Source organism: Bradyrhizobium sp. USDA3010 (genome assembly GCF_056429065.1).
Map to the genome: position 1 here is coordinate 299332 of NZ_JBWJZD010000002.1, position 23807 is coordinate 323138.

The following is a 23807-nucleotide window of genomic DNA, read 5'->3' on the forward strand; positions in this document are numbered from 1 at the left end:
AAACGAGGCTCGTCATACTGGCGGGCCTCATAACATCAGGAAGGTAAAACATGAGCACCAGCCCTACGCTTCCCGCGAAGGTGCACGACAAGATTTTACGGCTTGCTGATCAAGAGCGGCAAGCTTACGTGCTGATGCATTCGACAGTTGCTCGCATCAGCGATATCGAGCGCGCAATTGGGAACAATCCGGCTGACGATGATAGGCTTAAGGCCATGCGTCGTGAGTTGGTGACGCTTCAGAACTCGCACCAGCAACATCAAGATAGGCATCACGATCTCGCTGGCTTGAATGCACGGCTCCGAGCTTACCTTGAACGGCTACCGGCCAACGTACAGCTGACGGAGGCCAAGCCGGTGCGCTTGAAACTGCGAGACGGCGAAAGCTATCTCGCTGCTGTTGAACGTGTACGTGGCGAGATCATCGGTGCCGTCTCCGAGCGAATTCGTGTCGATCAGTCGGCTCCGCCACGCTCCGAGGTGAAGCAGCGAGTCAGAGAATGGATTGAACTGCGCGGACATCTTGCGCGTCCAGCCGTCACCGCGACGCACGACGCATTCACTGTCCAGTTCCAGACGTATTTGGACAATGCGACGGCGCCTATCCTCGATATCGCCGCCGCCCTCGCGTGGTTCGATCCGAAGGGGTTCGAGCGAAAGCTGAATGAACTCATTGACGGAATGCCCGAGCCCAGGCTCGCGCTCACAGCGTCGGAGAAGTCCGAGCGCCTACGTGACCTGAAAGACCGCCTTTACGAACTGGAGCGGCTTGAAGAACAGCTCATCATGGCAGCCGAAGAACAGAACCAAGTGATCCCTCGGCGTCCAATCGCTTCTCCAAATGCGGTCTTGGGGATCAGCGTTCGCTCGATCGCGAACGCGGCATGAACCATTCCCTCCGCGTGGTCGGTCCACAGCGCGCGGAGGCTTCTCCGGATCGGCTTTTGATAACTTTCACGATCCGGCCGGGCCACTGTGCAGGTGTCCGTCACAGAATAACAGCACAGAGCCCGCAGCCCGGCTTCCTACCGGGCGTGGCGGGCAGGCTCGCCGTCGCCTCTCACTCCCCAGCGGGGGCGACGGCGGGCGCTATACCCGTATTAGTTGCACGAATCAGATATATGGTAACATCTCCACCCGAAGCTCTTGCGCGAGCAGGATTATGCGGCTTTATCCGATTTCAAGGGCATTTGTTTGGAGCTTTCATCGTTCACCCCCGAATTGCGGGATATCTGCGAGAAGCGCAGCGAAGCAAGGGCCAAATTGGGCGATGATGCGGCGCTGGAACTTGCGCGCGTTTTGGCGGACATTGAGGCTTTCGATAATTTTCCCGACTTCGCGGCGACGTTTCGCAGTCGCATAACGGATCGCGGGGAGTACGAGAAGTGTTTTGATTTGGGGATAGGTTATTGTCTAGTTTTCAGGCCGGGACATCCTCGTAACCTCGGGGCCAGTGCCGTTCCTCCTGACTGGCCGAACACTACTAGGTTGATGATTGCAGCGATTGAGAGACTTGATGCCTGAAGCATCTTTCCAGCCTGATTGGTTCTCCAAGCCTGGCGACACACTTTTGAGCTTGATGGAGGAGCGTGCGCTCACGTCGGAGACGTTGGCAAAATTGCTCGGCTGCAACACAGCAACGATCAACGGGCTGCTATCAGGTAGTGTTGCTGTCGATGAGCATTTGGCGACGGGACTTTCGCGGCACGTTGGGGCAACCCCCTCGTTTTGGCGGGCTCGTCAGGTCAAATATTTCGAAGCGCTCTCTCGTGCCGCCAGTGCGATTCCGAGGGAGAGCGGATCGGACTGGATCAAGCTATTCCCGCATCGGGACATGGCACAATATGGCTGGGTGAACCGTCACCCAAAGCAAGACGAGCTTATTCGTGCATACCTCGCGTACTTCGGTGTGAGCACGCCGCAAGAATGGAGCGACAGGTATGAACAGTCGATGAAAGAAACGGCGTTCCGAACGTCGCCATCGTTTACTTCGAAAGTCGGCGCAATATCGGCTTGGCTTCGACGAGGAGAAATTGAGGCTGCTGCCATTTCATGCGCAAGCTGGCAGCCCGACCGACTTCGAAAATTGTTGCCTGAGATTAGGATTCTCACCAAGGCCAAGTCGCCGGATTATTTTCTGCCGCGCGTCAGGAAGATGTGCGCCGATGCTGGCGTCGCGGTCGTATTTGTTCGCGCGCCAGCAGGCTGCAGGGCAAGTGGGGCCACTCGGTTCATATCACGCAACAAGGCTATGGTCATACTGAGCTTCAGATATCTTTCAGACGATCACTTTTGGTTCACGTTCTTCCATGAGCTCGGCCACCTTTTGTTGCACAAATCGTCCATGACGTTTGTCGATGGCGAGCCGGGCATTTCGGGAGAGCTGGAAGCGGAAGCCAACGCCTTTGCTGCCGATGTGCTTATCCCTCCTAGCCGCCGAGACGAACTCGCGGATCTTTCCGCAAAGAGCGAGCGCATCATTCGTTATGCTTATTCGATAGGCGTATCGGCGGGCATTGTCGTGGGGCAGATGCAGCATCGGAATTTGCTGAGCCCAAAGAAAATGAACTATCTCAAGCGACGATTTAAGTGGGACGAAATCGGCGCGGCACTTGGTTAGCCTCGAAAGTGAACGAACGTCGTGGGGCTCTTTTGCCAGTTGCAGATCGAATCTTCCATTACCTGCATTCCGACATGGAGATATCGATCCAGCTCTTGAAGTATGCGCTCAAGCTCCGCCGCGCTTCTAGTAGAGTTGACGTTTCCATCTACGAGGAGCCTCGCGCCGCGAAGAGGGCCGGTAGCTCCAGTTAGATAGGCCGAGCCAGGCGCGATTGGCGCCAAGTCCAGTCGGCCGAGTAACGCGAGAAAATCAAACTTGGCTAATCGGCCAAATCTTGCGATCGTCAGTTTGCGATACGCAGCATCAAAGAGCCTGTGCGGATCGTTGCCTTCCGACCGGACGAGATCAGAAAACCATCGCGACGGCGTTGGCGCAAAACAGGTTACGAAGCTTTCGACCACCGTAGCTGTGCCGTTGTCGGATGCAGGATTTAACGTCTCATATTTTCTGTGATTGCCGAACGCGCCACCTATGCGATGGAAGTTACTTTGCAGCCAATCACGGAATAGTCGCGGATTTGATGAGACGCGACTCCACGTCCACGGCCGTCTCCCCAGCCCAGAATACACGTCTCGGAGCATTCGCCATTTGTGACGACCGTGCTGGCCGAAGTGTGTCGCGAGAAATATGAGCCAGATGGCTTCGTCAAGCTGCCCATTTCGTGCCAAGAGTGCCGCTGCTCGTTCGGGCTCGAACAGGCTGGAGTTGGGGTCGGTACGATCGCTAGCAATGTCGCGCGATTTTATGGCGCGCGTGTAGTCGATACGTCGTAGGCTGGCAATCATCTGCATTGCGAGCGTATCGCGATGCCGATCATCTGTGATGCCGGCTAGGGTTACGTGGCGATTTGAAAAATCAAGAAGTGCTTGAGCCAGTTCTTCTCTTCTCTCCGAACGCGTCGGCCACATCTGTCTAGTTTCCCTTGTCCGACCGAATGCGCCCAAGGATGTACGGACGGAACCGCTTGAATGAGAGTTGATCCGGGATGGACGTGAGAATTGTCTGATCGCCGTTCGCAAAGAAGATTTGAATAATCCGGACCAGGTCTAACCAGTAGTCGGGAAGGCCCAGGGTGGTTACATCCAGCTGCTCCCCAGAACGAATGCGCTTTTCGGCGTCCAATACGACTTCAATGGCGGGCCACGGGTCTCCCGATGGCATTTCAGGCATGGCTACGCGCGCTTGATAACCCTCGTCGACAAAGTGCTGCGCGTCTGCCCAGCGCTCTCGATAGATATGCATGCTTCCAGCGAAATGCCGATAGGTGCCGACCTCGAGCGCCAATGTGCGAGCAATTATCTCCTGAAGCATCGTAAAGCAGAATGCATCGTGGGGCAGGCCAAAATAGGCGTCGTTCGACCGCATTGTAGCGATCATGTCCAACTTTTCACCTCGCACAAAAAACTGAAGATTCGTGGTGCACGGAATCTCCTTATGAGGCTCGGCGATGTCACTCTTGTCGAAGAGCTGAATTACGGCTCGGCGGGACGAGGGGCGCTCCTTCAACAGCGCAATGACATTCGCGATCTGATCAGGAGGACCAAACAGTCTGGGTCCGTAGCCTCCATAGACCGTTTTTCCGTCCTCAGTCTCGCACTTGTATCGTTTAACGTAAGGGAGAATGAAATCCAGTTGATTGTCGCGGGTCAGATACCAGAGCAGTTCCCCCAACGAGCTAAACAATTTCCCTCGGGTCTCAGACCGGCTCAACCTTGCGCGCGGGTCTGTAATCTCGATGAGTGCACCGATGGCTTCAACGGTATCGCCACGTGACGCCGTGACGACCCCATCGCTACGGGCAAGAAGTTGCGGATACAGCTGCAACAGTGCGTCATCAAGCGTCTCGGTCCGGATGAACATCTGCAAACCAAAAATTGGGGGGATGTCTCTACAAAACTAAAAGTAGATACATAATCAATGATTCGTTGAACCCTGCGCGTTCAGGCGACCTGTCAAAAGGTCGTAGGACTAATGCACTTTGATTGCGGAGCTGACCCTAGTCTAGGTGATTTAGGCCCTTCCGGAATACAGGATTGCCCGTTAACGGGGTCTATCCACGGTCCCAGCAACTGAGCCCGGACGCGGTTTCCGGCGCTCCCCCTATGTCACGCCCCCACGGTCCCCCGAACGCCGCTCCAGCCCGCTCCTAGCGCGATTGCGCGGGGCCCTTGCGCGTACGCGATGAAATCTCCGATCAGTCTCGCGTTCTGGGAAAACGACAAACGACGAACCTTCGGGGAACGTCCGAGACCTAACTTAGACCTAGCTTGCGGGAATAGTTGACGGCAGAGGGTCCATTTAAACCATTGATTTAGTTGAAAATAATTAAGGGATTAAATCCTCGGTCATCTGATGATGGGTCATGTGACGGCTTTTGATTGCACTTCGGGCAGCGTATGACGCTGTAGCAGAACTTCGCAGAGGCTTCCCTTGTTTTTTGTGCTCTCCAAGACGCTCGGCATCATGCTGCTGCCGATCAATTTCCTGATCGGTATCGGCGTGATCGGCGCCGTTCTGCTGCTGACGCGGTTTGCTCGGCTCGGCCGCAGGTTGATGGTGGCGTCAGCGCTGCTGCTCGCGATCTGCAGCTTCTCGCCGCTCGGCAATGTGCTGATCGCCGCCCTGGAGCAGCGCTTCCCGCCATGGGACACCTCGCGCGGCGCGCCTGACGGCATCATCGTGCTCGGCGGCTCGATCGATGCCGATCTGTCGGTTGCGCATGACACGCCGGTGGTGCGCACTGCGGCGGATCGCGTCATCGCGGCGGCGGCGCTCGCGCGCAGATATCCGAACGCGCGCCTCGTGTTCACCGGCGGCAGCGCGAACCTGATCTCGAACGACGCGCGCGAAGCCGACTACGCCGCCGAGATGTTCGAGAGCCTCGGCATTGCCAAATCGCGATTGACCATCGAGCGCCGCTCGCGCAACACGGTGGAGAATGCCGAGTTCTCCAAGGCGCTGGTTGATCCCAAGCCGGGTGAGCGCTGGCTGCTCGTGACGTCGGCCTATCACATGCCGAGGTCGGTCGGGCTGTTCCGCAAGGCGGGATTCAATGTCGAGGCCTATCCGGTCGACTGGCGCGTCGGCAATGTCGTGAGCTTCGCGACGCTCGCGATCGACGGCCTGTCGCGCACCGATCTCGGCACACGGGAGTGGATCGGGCTGGTCGCCTATCATCTGGCGGGCAAGACCGACGATTTGCTGCCGGGACCGGCCGCACGTTGAGGTTGGCCACGAGCTTGTCGCTTCCCTCGGCCAATCCGGCTAACATCACACGAACAGGCGGCGCCAAGCCGCCGATCACGGGAGTTTTCGCCATGCAACAGCAGACACCGCCGGAACAGTTCGACCTCTCCGCGATCGTGGCCGACCTGAACAACCTGCTGCGGCTGAAGACCACGGTCATCGGCATCAAGATGTTCGCGCGCGTCGAGGAGATGGAGGCGATCCCGAAAATCCGCCGGCCGTCGGCGGTGCACACCACGGACCAGATCGTCAGCATGGCCTCGCGGCTCGGCTGGACCGTCGGCATTACCGGCGATGATCTGGTCGGCGCGCAATGCCGCGCGGTGATCGGGTTCGCCCCGCAGGACGAGGAGTGGCTGGCCGGCGAGAACTATGTCGGCGTCTGGCATGGCACGGCAGAAGACGCGCGCAAGCGCCAGGAGGCGCTCGACGTGGTGCCTTACGGTCAGTACCAGGCGATGGCGGTGAGCCCGCTCACCAGCGGACGGCTCAATCCGCCCGACATCTGCCTCGTCTATGCGACGCCGGGACAGATGATCATCCTGATCAACGGGCTGCAGTACACCGGCTACAAGAAGTTCGAGTGGGGCGTGGTCGGTGAGACCGCATGCGCGGATTCCTGGGGGCGGGCGCTGAAGACCGGCGAGCCGAGCTTGTCACTGCCGTGCTTTGCCGAGCGCCGCTATGGCGGCGTGCCCGACGAGGAGATGCTGATGGCGCTGCCGCCAGCCTATCTGGTGAAGGCGATCGCGGGGATGAAGCAGCTCGCCAAGAACGGGCTGCGCTACCCGATCGCACCCTATGGGATCCAGGCCGACGTCCGCGCCGGCATGGGCGTGTCCTATGCCAAGAAATAGCGGCAAGAAATAGCTGATTGCGTCGCCGCGCCCGCGATGACAAAAGGGGCGCCCATTTTGCTGCGCAGGGAGCCCGATCCATGTCCTCGTCGAAACTCGACATCGTCGTCTATGGCGCAACCGGGTTCACCGGCCAGCTCGTCGCCGAATATCTCGCGGCCCATTATCGCGACGGCAGCCTGAAATGGGCAATGGCCGGGCGCAGCAAGGACAAGCTCGCCTCGGTTCGCGACGCAATCGGTGCGCCCGCCGACACGCCGCTGATCGTCGCCGATGCCGGTGATGCCGCATCGCTGAAGGCGATGCTGGCGCAGACCAAGTCTGTGATCTCGACGGTCGGTCCGTATCAGCTCTATGGCAATGAGTTGATCGCGGCCTGCGTGGAAAGCGGCACCGACTATTTCGATCTCTGCGGCGAGCCGGTCTGGATGCGGCAGATGATCGACAAGCACGAAGCGGCCGCAAAGGCCAGCGGTGCGCGCATCGTGTTCTCCTGCGGCTTCGACTCGGTGCCGTTCGAGCTCGGCGCCTTCTTCGTCCAGGAGGAAGCCAAGCGGGTGTTCGGTGCGCCGGCGCAGCGCGTCAAGGGCCGCGTGCGCGACATGCGCGGCACGCTGTCCGGCGGCACGGCCGCGAGCGCGAAGGCAACCTTCGATGCGGTCGCCAAGGACTTGAGCCTGGTCGCGATCCTCAACAACCCGTTTGCATTGACGCCGGGCTTCGAGGGCCCGAAGCAGCCACGCGGCAGCAAGCCGGCCTATGAAGACGACCTGCACTCATGGACCGCGCCGTTCATGATGGCGCTGATCAACACGCGCAACGTGCATCGCTCCAACATGCTGATGGGCTTTCCCTACGGCAAGGAGTTCGTCTACGACGAGATGGTTCTGACCGGTCCGGGCGAGAAGGGCGAAGCGATTGCCAAGCGCGTGATGGCGCTGAATGCGGAGAAGACCGGTCCGAGCGCGCCGAAGCCTGGCGAGGGGCCGTCGAAGGAAGAGCGCGAGAACGGCCGCTACGATCTGCTTTATCTCGCGGTCGCGCCCGACGGCCGCATGGTCCGCGCCGGCATCAAAGGTGATCGCGATCCCGGCTACGGCTCGACCTCGAAGATGATCTCGGAATGCGCGATCTGCCTGTTGCGGGATACGCCCGACGTCGCCGCCGGCTTCTGGACGCCGGGAGCGGCAATGCAGGGCAAGCTCATCAAGCGGCTGGTCGATCACGCCGGGCTGACGTTTGAGGTCGAGAAGTAGGTTTTCGCCGCTTACCCCGGTGTCATCGCCCGGCTCGTCCGGGCGATCCAGTACGCCGCGGCCCGTCGGCTCAATAATGACCGCCTCTGGAATACTGGATCACCCGCTTTCGCGGGTGATGACAGCCGGGACTACGCCGCCGCGCGCGGATCATAGGCGTACATGAAATCCATACCCTTGGACGACACCGGCAGCAGCAGCTTCAGCATGTGATCGCGCAGCCAGGCGCCGGTCGGGCCGAACTCGCGCTTGCTGTTGCCGTTGCGCCGGGCGATCGCCACGATCTTCTCGGCGCGCGGGCGCCGCTCGCGCTCGAACGCCTGGAACGTCATGCCGAGTTCCTGGCCGTCGCGCATCAGCATGCCGAGCCGCATCGCATCTTCCAGCGCGAGCGATGCGCCCTGGCCCGCATGCGGGCTGGTCGCGTGCGCGGCATCGCCGATCAGGAGCGTGCGCTTGCGCGACCAGGTCGGCAACGTCGCGACGTCGAGCGTATCGGTCACCACGATGTTCTCGGCGGCCTCGATGATATCGGGGATCGGCGCGTGCCAGCCGGCGTGGAAGTCGCGCAGATGCTGCCTGATCGCGTCCTGGCTCTGCAGCCGGTAGGCGGCCGCGGTCATGCCGTGCGAGGGCTGGGTGCTCCACCACATTCCACCCGTGTCCGGATCGGGGCTGCACAGGCCATAGCCGAAGAAGCCGCTTTGCCCGAACGTCGTCTCCACCTTCTGGCCGATCGGCAGGCACTCGAACATGGCCCGCGGCACGAAGCCGCCGAAGCCGATCAGCCCGGTGTCGAACGGCGTCGGGCCATCCGGGATCACGTGCCGCCGCACCGCGGAATGCACGCCGTCGGCGCCGATCACGAAATCGCCCTCGGCAGTGGTGCCGTCGTTGAAATAGGCGATGACCGGCTGGTCGCCGCGATCCTCGATCTTCACCAACTTCTTCTCGAAGAACACCGAGACGTTGGAGGCCCAAGCCTTGTCGATCAGCGTCTCGTTCAGGGTCGCGCGGCACATGTTCACCGCGGGCTGGCCGAAACGCTGCTGCATGTTCTGGTTGAGCGAGCCGAGCTTCTTGCCGGCCTGCGAATAGAAATCGAAGGACTCCGCGATCGAGCCGCTGCGGATCAGCTCGTCAGCGAGGCCGAGCTCCGCCAGCACATGCATGCCGTTCGGCGCGATCTGCAAGCCCCCGCCGATCCCGGTGGAGTAGGGCCATGCTTCATAGAGCTCGGCCTCGATGCCGGCGCGGGTCAGGAACATCGCGGTCACCGGACCTGCGATGCCGGCGCCGATGATCAGAGCTTTACGGGGACGTGAGGTCATGCCTTGCTCCATGCATCCGTGTGGGATACCTACGAAAGGTCAGTTGCTAATTATCTTAGAAAATAAGATATTAGGCGAGTAAGATAAAGGAGCAGCTTTGTCAAGTGCGAAGTCGCGCGCAGCGCTGATGCAGGAACTCGAGGAGGCGATGCGCCGGTCATCCGCGCAGGGCGTGATGTACGGCCAAGCCGTTGCAAACATGGCCGGAATTTCCAATTCTGACATGGAATGCATGGACATCCTCCACCTTGAAGGGCGCGTGACCGCGGGGCGTCTTGCCGAAGTCACCGGGCTGACCACCGGCGCGATCACCGGCGTGGTCGATCGCCTGGAGAAGGCGGGCTATGTGCGCCGCGAGCGGGACGAGAGCGACCGCCGCAAGGTCTTCATCTCGGTGGTGGAGGAAAAAGCGGCGGAGATCGGCAAGTTCTACGTGCCGATGCAGGAGGCGATGCTCAAGCTCTGGAGCCGCTACACCGACGACGAACTACGGCTGCTGCTGCGCTTCGCCAATGACGGCTACAAGGGCGTGCTGGAAGCGACCGGCGCATTGAAGGCGGTGATCGACATGCCGCCGGAGCAGCGCGCCGAGCTCAAGCTGCCGCCGAAGTCTCGTCGCTGACCTCGGCCGGTGTCGCGCGGGTGCGCTCGGTCGCCGCGTACATGCCCCACATCGTGCCGAGCATCAGCCAGAAGTGCCGCCAATGGTCGGTATCGATGATGAAGCTCTCGCCGACGATGCCGAGGAATGCCGAGAAGATCGCGAGATAGTCGCGCTGCCACGGCACCCGCTTGTAGACGTAGCGGAAGCCGATGATCGCGCTGACGAACACCAGCGCCGGATAACAGATGCCCGAGATCCAGCCGCCCGACATGAAGGCGTTGAGGAAGGAGTTGTGGGTGTCCTCGGGGAAGTAGGTGTGGAATTGCAGCGGACCGATTCCGAACGGCAATTCGAGTGCCATCTGGGCGCCGAGGATGTGGCGGCCGAACCGGCCGAAGCGGCCTTCGTCGTAACTCTGGTCGAAGCTCGCGCGCTGCTTGAACATGTCGGCGACCGAGCCGATCGAGAGCAGCACCGCGACCAGCGCAACGGCCAGGACCGCGGCGATCAGGGTCATCACGATGATGCGCGAGCGCTGCGCCTGCGAGCGGCTGGTGAACACCATCAGCGCCAGCATGAAGGCCGCGGTGACCAGCAGGCCACCCCAGGCGGCGCGGGAGAACGACAGCAGGATCGCAAGCGAGATGATGCCGAAGGCGATCGCGTTGCGGAACGCCTTGCCGAAGCGGTCGGTGACCACGCTTTGCAGCGTGAACAGCGCCGGCAGGATCAGGAACGCGCCGAGCACGTTCGGGTCCTTGAAGGTGCCGCGGGCGCGGTCATACAGCGTCAGCAGATCATAGCCGCCGGGCACCAGATGAAAGTAGCCGGCGATGCCCGCAAGCGAGGCGATCATCGCGCCGACGATCAGGCCGCGGCGCAGCATGTCGAGCCGCGCTTCGGTATCCTCCGACATCACCATCGCGAAGAAGATGACGGTGACGGCCATGTACCAGGAGGTGAGGACCCAGTTCACCACCTCCGGCTTGTCGAGGAACGGTACCGCGCCGATGCTGTAGCCGACATTGAGCACGATCAGCGCGAACAGCAGCGGCATGAACACGAGCTGCATGCGCAGGCCGGTACCAAAGAACAGCACGCAGGCGGTCAGCGTGACGAGTTCATACGGGCTCGGCTCGATGAATACGATGGCGATCGACGCGCCGGCGAGCCACACCAGCGCCCGCTGCAGCGCCAGTACGCCTGACGGCGCCGTTGTCGGCGAATGGGACGTCCCGGCTGTCGCCGCATAGGCCATCGGATACTCACGCAACTCGATACAAAATCTTGGTTCCGTCAGTGCGAGCGGAGCGAAGCAATCCACCTATCCCCGAATTGCGGCATGGATTGCTTCGTCGCTTCGCTCCTCGCAATGACGATAGTCGATCTCAGTACGCGTTCTCGCTCTTGGTCAGCAGCGAGAACGGGGTCTTGAGCAGGATGTAGAGATCGAACAGCACCGACCAGTTCTCGATGTAATAGAGGTCGTATTCGACGCGCTTCTGGATCTTCTCGTCGGTGTCGACCTCGCCGCGCCAGCCGTTGATCTGCGCCCAGCCGGTGATGCCGGGCTTGACGCGGTGACGGGCGAAGTAACCGTCGACGGCCTCGTCGAACAGGCGGTTTTCCAGCTTGCTCTGCACGGCGTGCGGACGCGGGCCGACCAGCGAGAGATTGCCCTTCAGCACCACATTGAACAGCTGCGGTAATTCGTCGAGCGAGCTCTTGCGGATGAAGCGGCCGACGCGGGTGACGCGCGGATCGTTCTTGGTCACCACCTTGGAGGCGGTTGGATCAGCCTGGTGATGGTAGAGCGAGCGGAACTTGTAGACGTCGATCCGCTCATTGTTGAAGCCGAAGCGCTTCTGGCGGAACAGCACCGGGCCGGGGCTGTCGAGCTTCACCGCAAGCGCCACCAGTCCGAGCACCGGCAGTGCCGCAAGCAGGGCCAGGCCGCCGACCACGCGGTCGAACAGCCATTTCAACACCAGATCCCAGTCGGTGATCGGCGCCTCGAACACGTCGAGCGTCGGCACCTTGCCGACATAGGAATAGGAGCGGGGGCGGAAGCGCAGCTTGTTGGTATGGGCCGACAGGCGGATGTCGACCGGCAGCACCCAGAGCTTCTTCAGCATTTCCAGGATGCGGGTCTCCGCCGAGATCGGCAGCGCGAACAGCACGAGGTCGACGCGGGTGCGGCGGGCGAACTCGACGATGTCGTCGACCTTGCCGAGCTTCGGTGAGCCGGCACAGGTGTCCATCGCGCGGGCGTCATTGCGGTCGTCGAACACGCCGAGCACGTGGATATCCGTGTCGTCGTCGGCGTTCAGCGCCTCGATCAGCTTCTCGCCGTTCTGGTCGGCGCCGACGATGATGGTGCGGCGGTCGAGCCGGCCGTCATGCGCCCAGGCGCGCACGATCGAGCGCAGCGCCAGCCGCTCGGCGATCAGCACCGCGAGGCCGACACAGAAGAACGACGACAGCCAGACCCGCGACACCTCGCCGCCGAGCTTGGCCAGGAAGGAGACGCCGATGAACAGCAGGAACACGACGGCCCATGACGAGATCATCCGCGTCATCTGGCGGAGCTGGCCGCGGAATATCTGCACCTGGTAGATGTCCGCTGCCTGGAAGCAGACCACCGCCGCAGCCGACATGCCGAGGATCGATGCGATATATCCCCAATGGATGGCGAGCGGCCTGACATAGGCAAAATAGAGCCCGACGCCGACCAGGCTGAGCAGCACGAAATCGGCGAGGCGAACCACGCCGGTGATCACGACTGGCGAGTAGGCGCTGCGAACTTTCTGATTGGTAACGGTGAGCGCGGCCGGCGACAGGCGGCGGCGGCGTTCGACCTGCGGCTGAGCGGCCGTCGCAGACGCAGCGGCATCCAGCATCGAGCGTGCGTTAAACGGTTCCACGAGTCCACGTCCATTCCTGTGCTTGCAGATGAGCATCCGCGCGCAGCAGTGAAATTCCCCCGGACGCGAGTTAAGGGGACAAATCGGAAGAAACGGTTACGTGTGCAAGAAATGGTTAATGTTTGGCAAATGCGTCGCGATAGCCGGCCAGCACGCCCTCGACCATCGCACTCTGCGAGAAATGTTCGGAAATCCGTTTGCGCAGTTGCTCGGCGCGCGCCGCGGTCGCGGCGGGATTGTCGAGCGCGGCCTTGATGGCGTCGGCCATCGCGCCGGCGTTGCTGGGCGCGAACAGCGCGTCGGTGTGGGTATCGAAGATCTCCGGGATGCCGCCGACATTGGCGGCGATCATCGGAATTCCCGCAGCGCCGGCCTCGATCACCACATAAGGCATCGAATCGCCCCGTGACGGAACCACGAGAACGCTGCCCTTCGAGAAGCCGTAGCGCGCCTTGACGTGGCCGATGAAACGGACGGCGTCGCCGAGCGACAGCCGCTTCACCTGCTCCTTGAGCCGTTCGAACTCCTCGCCGTCGCCGCCGAGCGTCAGCGTCACCGGCTTGCCGTCGGCGCGCAGCTTGGCGACCGCGTCGATCAGGAGATCGGCACCCTTGATGCGCCGGAATTCGCCGACATAGGCCACGTCGGAGGCGTCGTCGGCCTTGGCGACCGGTTCGAATTCCTCCGATGTGACGCCGTTGAAGACGCAGCGGACAAGGCCTGAGGGCTTGCCCACGGTGCGCTGATAGGTGTCGCGGGCAAACGCGCTCTCGAACAGGAACAGGTCGGTGCTGTTCATCAGCGTGCGCTCGAGCTGGCTGTAGAAGCGGCCCTTCCAGGTGTCGAGCGGATAGTGCAGCGAGCCGCCGTGCGGCGTGTAGACCCGGATCACCTTGTTCGAGCGCCGCCGCAGCCGGACATAGGCGCCGGCCTTGGCGCCATGACCATGTACGACATCGGGTTTCAATTTCCGGATCATGCCGGCGATATGCGCCCAGACCATGAAGTCGGCGAAGCGTGGCTCGCGGCGTATCGCCACCCGGTGGACCCCGAGCTTGAGGCGCGGCTCGATCTCGGCGAGGACCGCATCAGCCCGTGTGCCGCCGGTCAGGCTGTCGGCAACGATGCCGACATGGTGACCGCGTTCGATCTGGCCGTTGGCGACATCGAGGATGTGACGGATGATGCCGCCGACCGGGGCGCGGACGACATGCAGGATGCGAAGCAGCGGTTCCTCTTTTTGATCCTGTGCCATCGATCAGAACCAGCGTTCGCCGACGAAGACGGTGTCGCCGGGCCCGATCGGCGTACCCAAGGGAACGACAAAGCGGCCGGCGCCCGATGCATCGGTATGGGTGAGGGTGACCTGGTCGCGCTGGGCGCGCGGCGAGAAGCCGCCGGCGATCGCCACCGCGCTCTCGACCGTCATGTTGGGTAAATAGGGGTACTGGCCGGGGGCCTGGACTTCGCCGAGGATGAAGAACGGGCGGTAGGATTCGATCTCGACCGCCACCGAAGGCTCGCGGATAAAGCCGTTGCGCAGCCGTGCCGTGATCTCGGCGGCGAGCCCGGCAGGGGTGCGGCCGCGCGCCGGCACCGAGCCGATCAGCGGCATCGTGATCGCGCCGGCCGCATCGATCGCGTAGGAATTGGTCAGGCCTTCCTGGCCATAGACCACGATGCGAAGCTTGTCGCCGGGGCCGAGATTGTAAGCCTCGCGCGTCGGCGCGGGCTCGGCGTAGGCCACGGCCATCGGCGTGGCAAAGGCCGGCTGCACATACGCCATCGAATCGAGGGCCGGGTCGCCGGCAACCGGCGACGTCCGGCCCATGCAGCCCGACAGCGCGAGCGCAGCAATCAGACAAACGAGGGGAGCGCGCAGATCGCGCATGTGAGGAATCCCGCAACAATATCGGCGTCGATTAACGGCACTCATGGTTAACAAACGATGACGGAACGGTGGTGGCCGCCGCATCCGTCAACCGCGCCGATTAACCCAGCAGCAACCTTAATGGACTGTAATCGCGGCCATTGAGATGGAATCGCGGTGTCCGCGGGAGTTGGTTATGCGTTTTGCATTCTGGCGTAGAGGCAAGGAAAAGGCCGCGGTGCAACGGGCATTGCCGAAGTCTGCGCCCGTTGCCGCCGAAGCCGTTGCGAGGCCGGCTTCGCCGATATCAGCTCCTGACAGGCCGGCGCCTCCGGCGGAGGCGACAGATCTCGATCTGCATGTGCTCGGGCGTGCGCTGGCGCGCAAGCGAAGCTGGATCATCGTGCCGACCGTGCTCGTGTTTGCGGTGTCGCTTGCCGCCGTCAACGTCGTGACGCCGCGCTACAAGTCGGAAGCCCGAATCCTGATCGACAATCGCGAGAACGCCTTCCTGCGCCCGAACGGCGAGCGCGACCTCGAGCGCACCTCGCTCGACGCCGAGGCCGTGACCAGCCAAGTGCAACTGCTGCTGTCGCGCGATCTCGCCCGCGACATCATCAAGAAGAACAAGCTCGCCGAGCGCCCCGAGTTCGATCCGGTGCTGCGGGGCTTTTCCCCGCTGAAGTCGCTGCTGGCGCTGTTCGGCATCGGCCGTGACCCGTTCAGCCTGACGCCGGAAGAGCGGGTGCTCGATTCCTTTTACGAGCGCTTCCAGGCCTATGCGGTCGACAAGTCGCGCGTCATGGTGATCGAATTCCAGTCGGAGGATCCCGAGCTTGCGGCGCGCGTCGCCAACTCGATTGCCGACGGCTATCTGGTGCTGCAGCAGGCGGCGCGGCAGGACCAGGCCAAGTCCGCCAGCACCTGGCTGCTGGGCGAGATCGACAAGCTGCGCAGCAAGGTCGCGGAAGCGGATTCGCGGGTCGAGGAATTCCGCTCCAAGTCGAGCCTGTTCGTCGGCACCAACAACATCCCGCTGTCGAACCAGCAGATGGGCGAGCTGAATACGCAGCTCAACAATGCCCGCGCGCTGAAGGCGGATGCCGAGACCAAGGCGCGCCTGATCCGCGAGATGCTTCAGGGCGGCAAGCCGATCGAGGCTACGGAAGTGCTCAATTCCGAGCTGATCCGCCGGCTCGCCGAACAGCGCGGCACGCTGCGCGCACAGCTCGCCGAGCAGTCGTCGACGCTGCTCGACAACCATCCGCGCATCAAGGAATTGAAGGCGCAGATCGCCGACCTCGACCGCCAACTGCGCGAGGAAGCCGGCAAGATTTCGCGCTCGCTCGACAACGACGCCCGCGTCGCCGATGGCCGCGTCCAGGCGCTGCAAGTGGGCCTGGATCAATCGAAGAAGCAGGCGTCGTCGAGCAACAGTCAGGACGTCCAGCTGCGCGGATTCGAGCGTGAAGCCAAGGCGCAGCGCGATCTGCTGGAAGCCTATCTTGCCAAATATCGCGAGGCGACCGCACGCGAGAACATCGAGGCCGCGCCGACCGACGGCCGCATCATCTCGCGCGCCACGGTCTCGAACACGCCGGCCTATCCGAAGAAGCTGCCGATCGTGCTGATCGCGACGCTGGCGACGCTGCTGCTGTCGGCCGGCATCATCATCACCGGCGAACTGCTGCGCATCTCCGCGCCCGGCGCGGTTGGCCGTGCCTTCGCGCCGGCCGCCGCAGTGATCCGGCGCCGCGAGCCGGTCATGGAGACCGCAACTGTCGACGAGCCGGCACTGACGCTGCCGCCTGAACCTGAGCTCGCGTCGCCGCTCGCGCCCAGCCTGTCGCCCGAGCCTGATCTGAGGCCCGACCCCGCAGTCGCATATGAGCCGGTCGTCAGCGAGCCGCAGCCTGCGCCCGCCCGGACGGCCAACGAGATCGATGAGCTGGCCGAGCGTCTGGTCGCGGCCGGTCCCGCCGCCCACAAGGTCACGGTGCTTGGCCCGGCTGCCGCCGAGAGCGTCACGCTGACCGCGCTGACGCTGGCCCGTCTGATGGCGCGTCAGGCCAAGGTCGTGGTGGTCGATCTCGTCGCGTCCTCGCCGGCGCTGACGGCGGCCACGGTCGATCCCGGCGCGCCCGGCCTTGCCGAATTGATGCAGGGCGACGCGACGTTCGCACAGATCATCACCAAGGATCGGCAGTCGCGGGTTCAGATCGTCAGCGCCGGGCGTCCGGGCTTCGATCGCTCGCATCTGCAATCGCCGCGGCTGTCGCTTGCGATCGACGCGCTGCTCCGGGTCTACGACCACGTGCTGCTCGACGCCGGCACGGCCGTCGACCTGCCGGCCGAGCTGCTGGCCGCAAAGGCGCAAGCTGTCGTCGTGCCCGACGCCGGCATGGCGCAGGAAGCCCGCCGCTCGATGGTCGATCAGCTCAGGGCCGTCGGCTTCTCCGAAGTGACGATGCTGAGCAAGCCCTGCGCGCCGTCGGAAACGGTCGTGACGGGCCCGCGGGTGGTGGCGGCCTGACCGGACCTCCAGGGCGCGATGAGCTCAGTTTGAGACATCATCGCGCTTCTCTTCGAAGAGCGCCTCTCGCTTCCAGATGACGCCTCAGTGCGCCATCACCGGCGCGCGCGCGGCGCGTTCGAGCACGGGATCGATCCGCAGCCTGATCGTGACCAGCGCGCCGATCAGTCCCATCACGGCGAGGAGCAGCAGCCCTGCGGTGAAGCTGCCGGTCAGGTCCTTCAGGTAGCCGACGGCGAAGGGACCGGCGAAGCCCGACAGATTGCCGAGCGAGTTGATCGCGGCAATGCCCGCCGCGGCCGAGGCGCCGGTGAGGATGCTGGCCGGCATCGGCCAGAACATCGGCGGCACCGCCGACACGCCGATTTGCGCGAGGCAGAGCAGGCCGATGATCAAGAACGGGCTCGAGACCAGACCGGCGAGGCCGATGCCGACGGCTGCGAGCGTCAGCGCTCCGGCGACATGGTATCGCCGCTCGCCGGTCTTGTCGGAATGGCGGCCTAGCAGCACCATGCCGACCGCGCCGAACACGAAGGGCAGGGCCGCGATCAGGCCGGTCTGGGTGTCGGTGACGCCAAATGCCTTGATGATGGTGGGCAGGAAGAACGCGACACCGTAGCTCGCCGCATTGAGGCAGAAATAAACGAAGGCACAGGCAAGAACCCGCGAATCGGTCAGCGACTGCAACACGGAAATGTGCTCCACGGCCTCGGTTTGCTGCCGCTCGCGTTCGAGCGTGGTCTGGATCCATTTGATCTCGTCGGGATGCAGCCAGCTCGCCTGACGTGGGAAGTCGGGCAGGAAGGCGAGCACGCCGAAGCCGACCAGGACCGACGGCAGCGCCTCGCAGATGAACAGCCACTGCCAGCCGTGCAGGTTGAACCCCGACAGGTTGAGCAGCAGACCCGAGATCGGCGCCCCGATGATGCTCGAGATCGGGATCGCGAGCATGAACAGGCTGATGACGCGCGCGCGATACACCGAAGGGAACCAGAGCGTCAGATAGAAAATGATGCCGGGGAAGAAACCGGCCTCGCAGGCGCCGAGCAGGAGCCGCAGGCAGTAGAACACCCACTCGCTCGAGATTCCGGTCGCCGCGGACATCTGCGGGATGAACGCAAATGCCGCCGAGACGATGCCCCAGCTGATCATGATGCGGGCGATCCAGCGCCGCGCGCCAAACCGTTCCAGAAGAATGTTGGAAGGCACTTCGAAGAAGAAGTAGCCGACGAAGAACAGGCCCGCACCGAGGCCGTAGGCGGCCTCGCTGAGGCCAAGCGCTGTATTCATGTGCAGCTTGGCGAAGCCGACATTGACGCGATCGAGATAGGCCACGAAGTAACACAGGATGAGGAACGGAATCAGCCGCCGCATCATCTTTCCGATTGCGCGCTTCTCGACATCGTCACTCATCGTTCCCATCCCTTCCGGTTTTTCGATTCGGCGCACGGTGATCGCGCTGTCCGGGCGGCATCTTCGTCAGCCACAGCGGTCCGTCGCCTTGCCCTTGCAAGTATTGCATTCATTGTTGTGTAATCGAGAGCCGCGTGACTAATGGCATTTGGGAATGGAGCCACGGCGAAACTGTCATGATGCACCGCGGTATAAGCGCGGGAACCCCAGAGTGTTTTCCAGCGAAGTGGACACCGGTTCGCGTAAAGAAGACGCGTCAGGACAGAATCTGGAGCCCCGTTCCGATCTAATCGGAACGAAGAGGCCCTTGCCGGGCAGGATGGTAGCAGGCCGTGATCAATAACCTGAAATTGCGCCAGCTGCGCCTGCTGGTCGCTCTCGACAATGAGCGCAAGCTGCAGCTGGCGGCCGAGCGGTTGAACATCACCCAGTCTGCGGCATCGAAGATGCTCGCCGAAATCGAGGCGCTGGCGCGGGTTCCCCTGTTTGAGCGGACGGCGCGCGGCGTCGAGCCCACCGCCTATGGCTCGATCCTGATTCGCGGCGGCAAGAGCGTGCTTGCCGATCTCGACCAGGTCACCGACGAGTTCGCGGGCTACAAGTCCGGCGAGCTCGGCACCGTCTCCGTCGGAACAGTCGCCAAGCCCAGCATCGACCTGGTTGTCGACGTGATCCAGTATCTCGGCGAGAAGCTGAACCGGGTGAACATCTCGCTCGATGTCAGCACCAGCCCGCCATTGATCACGCGTCTGCTCGCGCTCGAGTTCGACTTCGTCGTCGCCAGGATTCCGGCCGGCATCGACCCCCGGCAATTCGACTATTATGAGATCGGCGCAGAAGAGGCGGTGCTGCTGGTTCGTGCCGAGCATCCATTGGCCGGCCGCGAGACCGTCGAGCTGGAGGACATGGCCGACCAGCAGTGGATTTGCCAGCCGCGGGAATCCTTCATGCGCCAGGCGCTCGAGAGGCTGTTCATGAGCCGCGGCGTGACGCCGCCGCGCCGGGTCATCAACACCGAGTCGTTCTTTGCCTCGGTTGGAATCGCCGCCGGCATCGACGCGATCGTGCCGGTTCCCATGCTGGTGTTCGATCTGGTCGACCCGCAACGGTTCAGGATGCTGCGTCTTCGCGACCGGCTCCTGTTGGAGAATTATGGCCTGATCAAGCTGCGCAAGCGTGCGCTGTCACCTGCCGCGGCGCTGCTGTTCGACGCGATGAGGCGGCTCGGCGTACCGAGTGGCGACGCAGAGCAGGGTGAAGCGGCGAGCTGAGGCTCAGCGGAACATGCTGCGCAGGTTCTGCGCGATCTCGAACAGCGCCGGATTTTGCTTCACGGCGCGCTTGGCGCGGCTGATGGCCGACAGCGCGCTTGCCGCCGGCTTGCCGCGCAGGCTGAGCGGAATGAAGCTGTCGACGATCGCTTCGTCGTCCTTGCAGAACAGCCGCTTGTACTCGTCCGAGCCGATGCCGAGGTCGAAGGCGCGGTAGTTCAGGCCGGCATGGCGATCGATGATGTCGCGCATCAGGATCAGGCCGGGGCTGAACTTGGAATTCGCCGACATCGTGTAGGTGTTGAACATCATCGAGAACCGATGACCGTCGGAGACGCCGGCGAAGATCGCGATCACTTCCTCGTCGCACTCCAGCGCGTGGATGTCGATCGCGTAGCCCTTGCCGTCGGCGCGCGGCGCGAGGCAGGCGCTGCGAATGAACTGCTCGACGCCGGGCTCGGCGAACACGTCGGGCAGTTTCTGCGCGGCCATGCGCTGTGGCTTGACGCGGAAGAACCAGTCGAGCAGGCGGCAGACGTCGGCGCTGGCGCTCGCGACATGGTAGCGGTAGCCGGGCAGCGCCTGCAGCTTGCGCTCCTTGCCCTTGAGGCGGCGGCGAAACGAGTTGCTGATCAGCGCCGCGGGGGCTGCGCCGGGCTCGATCACCAGCAGCGGGCAATCGTTCACCGCAGCCTGGTGCGGCAGCAACGCCAGCGGATTGGGCTGGTCCTGCCAGCGCAGCGGCTGCTGACACAGCACGAGCGCGTCGACGCGAGACCGCTCGGCGATTGATCCGGTCAGGGCCGTGATGTCGGCCTCGGTTGCGTTGGCGGCGAAGTCCTTGTCGTACAGCGCCATGTTGAAGGTCGCATGCTTGCCGCCCATGAAGCCCGCGCAGCTCGCGCCGAGGCGCTGCTCGACGGCGAGCGGCAACAGCAGCAGCGGACGGCGTTCGCTGTCATGGGCGACGACGATGAAGGGCCGCAGGCCCTCGCGCTCGCCGACCTGGCGCTGCCAGTGGGCGAGGAAATCGAAGCGCTGATAGGGCGTGTAGCTGTGTCGCGGTGTCTCGAGACTGCGCCAGGTCGCCTCGGCCGCAGTGAGGTCATGAAAGATGTCGACGCCGGCAACGCGGATTGCGTTCGGCCATGGTTGCGTCCCCGCCGTCTGGCCTTCAACTGCCGCCGCCATGATCATTTCGGAGCCCAAATTTTTTAAGGTATTAATTTACAGGTCTCGGCTGCGGCCGACCTTCGCAGGGAAATGTCAACAAAGAGTAATAACAATGCCGCGGCGGGGTGTGGGAACCGCCGGGCAGAGGCGGGGATCTTGGCGCCGGACAACGGGATTTTGCGGCGGGCCCGGATGGAGTTCGCCTATTTCAGCGGCGCCTTCAGGCTGCGGGAACACGAGGCCGGGGGCGCCGGGGTGATCCTGCGCTTCGCGCGCGTCCGTCCTGCGCGCCGGGGCCGGTTCCAGCCGCTGAAATCCCAGGAGATCACGCCGGCATTCCTCGATCGCAGCATCCGCGCGCTGAAGCGCTGGAAGTACGACATCGTCGGGATCGAAGAGGCCTGCCGCCGCGCGGTGACCCTGCCGGAGCGCCGCCGCTTTGTTTGCCTGAGCTTCGATGGTGCGACCAGGGACATCGTCACGCATGGCTATCCCGTGCTCGCCAGACATGGCGTCCCCTTCACCCTCTATCTGCCGACGGCTTTCCCGGACGGCGTGGGCACGGCGTGGTGGCTGGTGCTCGAGGACATCATCGCGCGCGAGAGCCGCATCAGCCTGATGATCGACGGCAGGGAGCGGCATTTCGTGGTCTCGAGCCTGTCGGACAAATACGAACTGTTCGATTTCCTGTCCGGCTGGCTGCGCAAGCTGTCGCCGCCTGATCTGTCCTATGCGGTGAACGATCTCGGCCGGCGCTATTCGGCCGATGCGGCGCAATTGTCACGCGGCGCGTCGCTCGACTGGAATGATCTGGCGAAGCTTGCGGCTGATCCGAACGTGACATTCGGTAGCGCGACCGTGAATTATCCGGCGCTGTCGAGCCTGAAGGATGCGGCCGCGCAGCGCGAGATGGCGATGGGAAAGGCGGTTGCCGAGAGTGCGCTGCGGCGGCCGATCAAGCATTTCGCATTCCCCTTCGGGGACCGCGACGCGTTCCGCCGTCCGCATGTCGTGATGGCCGAGGAGGCCGGCTTCGCCAGCGCGGTGTCGACCATCTCAGGTGTGGTCGAGGCGCAGGGGCGCACCAACCTTCACGCACTGCCGCGCATCGCATGGGACGGCCGCGTGCGATCGCTGCGGATGATGCGCGTGCTGCTCTCGGGCGTGATGTTCGCGCCGGTGCGGCCGACGCGGCATGCGCGCGACGAGGGCGGGACCTAGGCGCGGTCGGGCCGCGACATCCAGGAGACGATCGGCATTGCCGGCAGCACCCAGCCGAGCCCCGCGACGACGTAGAAGATCGCCTGCAGCAGCCCCGAATTGGCGAGCCAGGGGGTTTGGGCGACCGTCATGCCAAGCAGCGACCACACCACGACCAGGATGAGCAGGGCGATGGTTCCGAGCAATTTGCGGGTGCGTATGGCCATGGCGGATATGTATGACTCGTGATCCAGAGCGTTTTCGAGCGAAGCGGACACCGGTTCGCGTTAAGAAAACGCGTCAAAACAAGATTCTGGAGCTTCGTTCCGGATTGATCCGAACGAGGCTCCGGGCGGCGCTTGCGCGGCTGATACGCCGGACTATAAGGGGCTCGAAAATCCAATCAAGTCAGGGCGAAATGGCCGGTATTTCCGCAAATCCATCGCAGCTCCGCGCCGTCAGGGTCTGGCTGATCGCTGTCGCCGCCCTGATCGCGCTGATGGTTTTGGTCGGCGGCGCCACGCGGCTCACCGAGTCCGGCCTGTCGATCGTCGAATGGAAGCCGGTGACCGGCGCGCTGCCGCCGCTGACCGAGGTGCAGTGGACGAAGGCCTTCGAGGGCTACAAGACCATCCCGCAATATCGCGAGCTCAACGCCGGGATGACGCTCGAGCAATTCAAGACGATCTTCTGGTGGGAGTGGAGCCACCGGCTGCTCGGCCGGGTGATCGGCGCCGCCTATCTGCTGCCGTTCCTGTATTTCCTGTGGCGCGGCGCGGTGAGCGGCGAGCTCGGCCGGCGGCTGTGGGTGATCTTCGGCCTCGGCGCGCTGCAGGGCGGCGTCGGCTGGTGGATGGTGGCGTCCGGCCTCTCGGAGCGCGTCGAGGTGTCGCAGTATCGACTGGCGACGCATCTGGTGCTGGCGCTCCTGATCTTCGCGGCGATCGTCTGGACGCTGCGGCGCTTGACGGACCGTCCGTCCGTGATCGCGCCGCTCAGGCTGAAGATCACCAGCGCCGTGCTGCTCGTGCTGACCTTCGTGCAGCTCTATTTCGGCGCGCTGGTCGCGGGCCTGCGCGCGGGGCGGGTCTACAACACCTGGCCTGAGATCGACGGCGGCTTGATTCCGTCGGCCGACCGTCTCTGGTTCGAGACGCCGTGGTGGCGCAACCTGTTCGACAACACGCTGACGGTGCAGTTCGAGCATCGCATGACTGCCTACCTGCTGTTCGCGCTGGCGATCGCGCATGCGATCGATGCGGTGCGTGCGCGCGCCGGAAGTGCGGTGATAGCGGGCGCCTGGTGGCTGGTGGCGGCGATCACGCTGCAAGCGACGCTCGGCATCCTGACGCTGCTGCATCAGGTGCCGATCGACCTGGCGCTGACGCACCAGGCGGTCGCGATCGTCGTGCTGACATTGGCGGTGCTGCAGGCCGAGCGCTTCGCGGCGCGGCGGACTGAGCGCGACCAGCCGACCCTCGTTCCGGTCGGCCAGTCGCTTTAGTCC

Annotated in this window: 21 protein-coding genes; 11 read left to right on the forward strand and 10 right to left on the reverse strand. The window is 63.3% G+C overall.

Annotated elements, in window-relative coordinates; genetic code table 11:
- The first annotated feature begins 50 nt into the window (after window positions 1–50).
- From AC066Y_RS04475 to AC066Y_RS04485, 3 genes are all read left to right on the forward strand, one after another.
- Window positions 51–887, forward strand: coding sequence for a hypothetical protein (locus AC066Y_RS04475; RefSeq protein ID WP_478272823.1), 837 nt, complete (start codon window positions 51–53; stop codon window positions 885–887).
- Window positions 888–1145: 258 nt separating this feature from the next.
- A complete protein-coding gene (locus tag AC066Y_RS04480; RefSeq protein WP_478272824.1) occupies window positions 1146–1523 on the forward strand; it encodes a hypothetical protein in 378 nt (125 codons plus the stop codon).
- Window positions 1516–2619: an ImmA/IrrE family metallo-endopeptidase gene (locus tag AC066Y_RS04485; protein WP_478272825.1), complete on the forward strand. Its 1104-nt coding sequence runs from the start codon at window positions 1516–1518 to the stop codon at window positions 2617–2619. Before AC066Y_RS04480 ends, AC066Y_RS04485 begins: the two co-directional genes overlap by 8 nt.
- Here the strand turns inward: AC066Y_RS04485 and AC066Y_RS04490 are convergent.
- The gene (locus AC066Y_RS04490; RefSeq protein ID WP_478272826.1) at window positions 2616–3530 is read right to left on the reverse strand and encodes an alpha-glutamyl/putrescinyl thymine pyrophosphorylase clade 3 protein; all 915 of its coding nucleotides are present in this window, start codon (window positions 3528–3530) and stop codon (window positions 2616–2618) included. The genes AC066Y_RS04485 and AC066Y_RS04490 overlap by 4 nt on opposite strands.
- Before the next feature lie 4 nt (window positions 3531–3534).
- The gene (locus tag AC066Y_RS04495; RefSeq protein WP_478272827.1) at window positions 3535–4482 is read right to left on the reverse strand and encodes a thymidylate synthase; all 948 of its coding nucleotides are present in this window, start codon (window positions 4480–4482) and stop codon (window positions 3535–3537) included.
- A gap of 570 nt (window positions 4483–5052) precedes the next feature.
- On the opposite strand from AC066Y_RS04495, the gene AC066Y_RS04500 reads away from it, so the two are divergent.
- The 3 genes from AC066Y_RS04500 (at window position 5053) to AC066Y_RS04510 (ending at window position 7981) form a co-directional block, all read left to right on the forward strand.
- A complete protein-coding gene (locus AC066Y_RS04500; RefSeq protein ID WP_478272828.1) occupies window positions 5053–5847 on the forward strand; it encodes a YdcF family protein in 795 nt (264 codons plus the stop codon).
- 92 nt (window positions 5848–5939) lie between these two features.
- Window positions 5940–6725 (forward strand): DUF169 domain-containing protein, encoded by a 786-nt coding sequence (locus AC066Y_RS04505; protein ID WP_478272829.1) that lies wholly within the window; start codon window positions 5940–5942, stop codon window positions 6723–6725.
- Window positions 6726–6805: 80 nt separating this feature from the next.
- Window positions 6806–7981 carry a saccharopine dehydrogenase family protein gene (locus tag AC066Y_RS04510; RefSeq protein ID WP_478272830.1) on the forward strand — a complete coding sequence of 392 codons (1176 nt, stop codon included), beginning with the start codon at window positions 6806–6808 and terminating at the stop codon, window positions 7979–7981.
- 131 nt (window positions 7982–8112) lie between these two features.
- Here the strand turns inward: AC066Y_RS04510 and AC066Y_RS04515 are convergent, their stop codons facing one another.
- Window positions 8113–9312, reverse strand: a complete 1200-nt coding sequence (locus AC066Y_RS04515) for an FAD-dependent oxidoreductase (RefSeq protein ID WP_478272831.1) — start codon at window positions 9310–9312, stop codon at window positions 8113–8115.
- A gap of 148 nt (window positions 9313–9460) precedes the next feature.
- Between AC066Y_RS04515 and AC066Y_RS04520 the strand changes: the two genes are divergently transcribed.
- Window positions 9461–9934 carry a MarR family transcriptional regulator gene (locus AC066Y_RS04520; RefSeq protein WP_456656640.1) on the forward strand — a complete coding sequence of 158 codons (474 nt, stop codon included), beginning with the start codon at window positions 9461–9463 and terminating at the stop codon, window positions 9932–9934.
- On the opposite strand, the gene AC066Y_RS04525 is transcribed toward AC066Y_RS04520, so the two are convergent.
- The 4 genes from AC066Y_RS04525 to AC066Y_RS04540 all read right to left on the reverse strand — a co-directional run bounded on the left by AC066Y_RS04525 (window position 9906) and on the right by AC066Y_RS04540 (window position 14731).
- On the reverse strand, window positions 9906–11174 hold the full coding sequence (locus AC066Y_RS04525) for an O-antigen ligase family protein (RefSeq protein WP_478272832.1): 1269 nt from the start codon (window positions 11172–11174) through the stop codon (window positions 9906–9908). The genes AC066Y_RS04520 and AC066Y_RS04525 overlap by 29 nt on opposite strands.
- Before the next feature lie 130 nt (window positions 11175–11304).
- Complete coding sequence (locus AC066Y_RS04530; protein ID WP_478272833.1) at window positions 11305–12840, reverse strand: undecaprenyl-phosphate glucose phosphotransferase; 1536 nt, start codon at window positions 12838–12840, stop codon at window positions 11305–11307.
- A gap of 115 nt (window positions 12841–12955) precedes the next feature.
- On the reverse strand, window positions 12956–14095 hold the full coding sequence (locus tag AC066Y_RS04535; protein ID WP_478272834.1) for a glycosyltransferase family 4 protein: 1140 nt from the start codon (window positions 14093–14095) through the stop codon (window positions 12956–12958).
- Between the two features lie 3 nt (window positions 14096–14098).
- Entirely contained in the window at window positions 14099–14731 is a 633-nt protein-coding gene (locus tag AC066Y_RS04540) for a polysaccharide biosynthesis/export family protein (protein WP_478272835.1), read from the reverse strand.
- 175 nt (window positions 14732–14906) lie between these two features.
- Between AC066Y_RS04540 and AC066Y_RS04545 the strand changes: the two genes are divergently transcribed.
- Window positions 14907–17243, forward strand: coding sequence for a GumC family protein (locus tag AC066Y_RS04545; RefSeq protein ID WP_478272836.1), 2337 nt, complete (start codon window positions 14907–14909; stop codon window positions 17241–17243).
- An 84-nt stretch (window positions 17244–17327) separates the two neighbouring features.
- Here the strand turns inward: AC066Y_RS04545 and AC066Y_RS04550 are convergent, their stop codons facing one another.
- Complete coding sequence (locus AC066Y_RS04550) at window positions 17328–18665, reverse strand: MFS transporter (protein WP_478272837.1); 1338 nt, start codon at window positions 18663–18665, stop codon at window positions 17328–17330.
- Window positions 18666–18988: 323 nt separating this feature from the next.
- On the opposite strand from AC066Y_RS04550, the gene AC066Y_RS04555 reads away from it, so the two are divergent.
- A complete protein-coding gene (locus AC066Y_RS04555) occupies window positions 18989–19927 on the forward strand; it encodes a LysR family transcriptional regulator (RefSeq protein WP_478272838.1) in 939 nt (312 codons plus the stop codon).
- 3 nt (window positions 19928–19930) lie between these two features.
- Here AC066Y_RS04555 and AC066Y_RS04560 read toward each other — a convergent pair whose 3' ends face one another.
- Window positions 19931–21124 (reverse strand): GNAT family N-acetyltransferase, encoded by a 1194-nt coding sequence (locus tag AC066Y_RS04560; protein ID WP_478272839.1) that lies wholly within the window; start codon window positions 21122–21124, stop codon window positions 19931–19933.
- Window positions 21125–21256: 132 nt separating this feature from the next.
- Between AC066Y_RS04560 and AC066Y_RS04565 the strand changes: the two genes are divergently transcribed.
- The gene (locus tag AC066Y_RS04565) at window positions 21257–22321 is read left to right on the forward strand and encodes a polysaccharide deacetylase family protein (protein ID WP_478272840.1); all 1065 of its coding nucleotides are present in this window, start codon (window positions 21257–21259) and stop codon (window positions 22319–22321) included.
- Here AC066Y_RS04565 and AC066Y_RS04570 read toward each other — a convergent pair.
- The gene (locus AC066Y_RS04570; protein ID WP_050400909.1) at window positions 22318–22527 is read right to left on the reverse strand and encodes a DUF2842 domain-containing protein; all 210 of its coding nucleotides are present in this window, start codon (window positions 22525–22527) and stop codon (window positions 22318–22320) included. The two genes, AC066Y_RS04565 and AC066Y_RS04570, sit on opposite strands and share 4 nt — an antisense overlap.
- Window positions 22528–22718: 191 nt before the next feature.
- Between AC066Y_RS04570 and AC066Y_RS04575 the strand changes: the two genes are divergently transcribed.
- Entirely contained in the window at window positions 22719–23804 is a 1086-nt protein-coding gene (locus AC066Y_RS04575; RefSeq protein WP_478272841.1) for a COX15/CtaA family protein, read from the forward strand.
- Window positions 23805–23807: the final 3 nt, after the last annotated feature.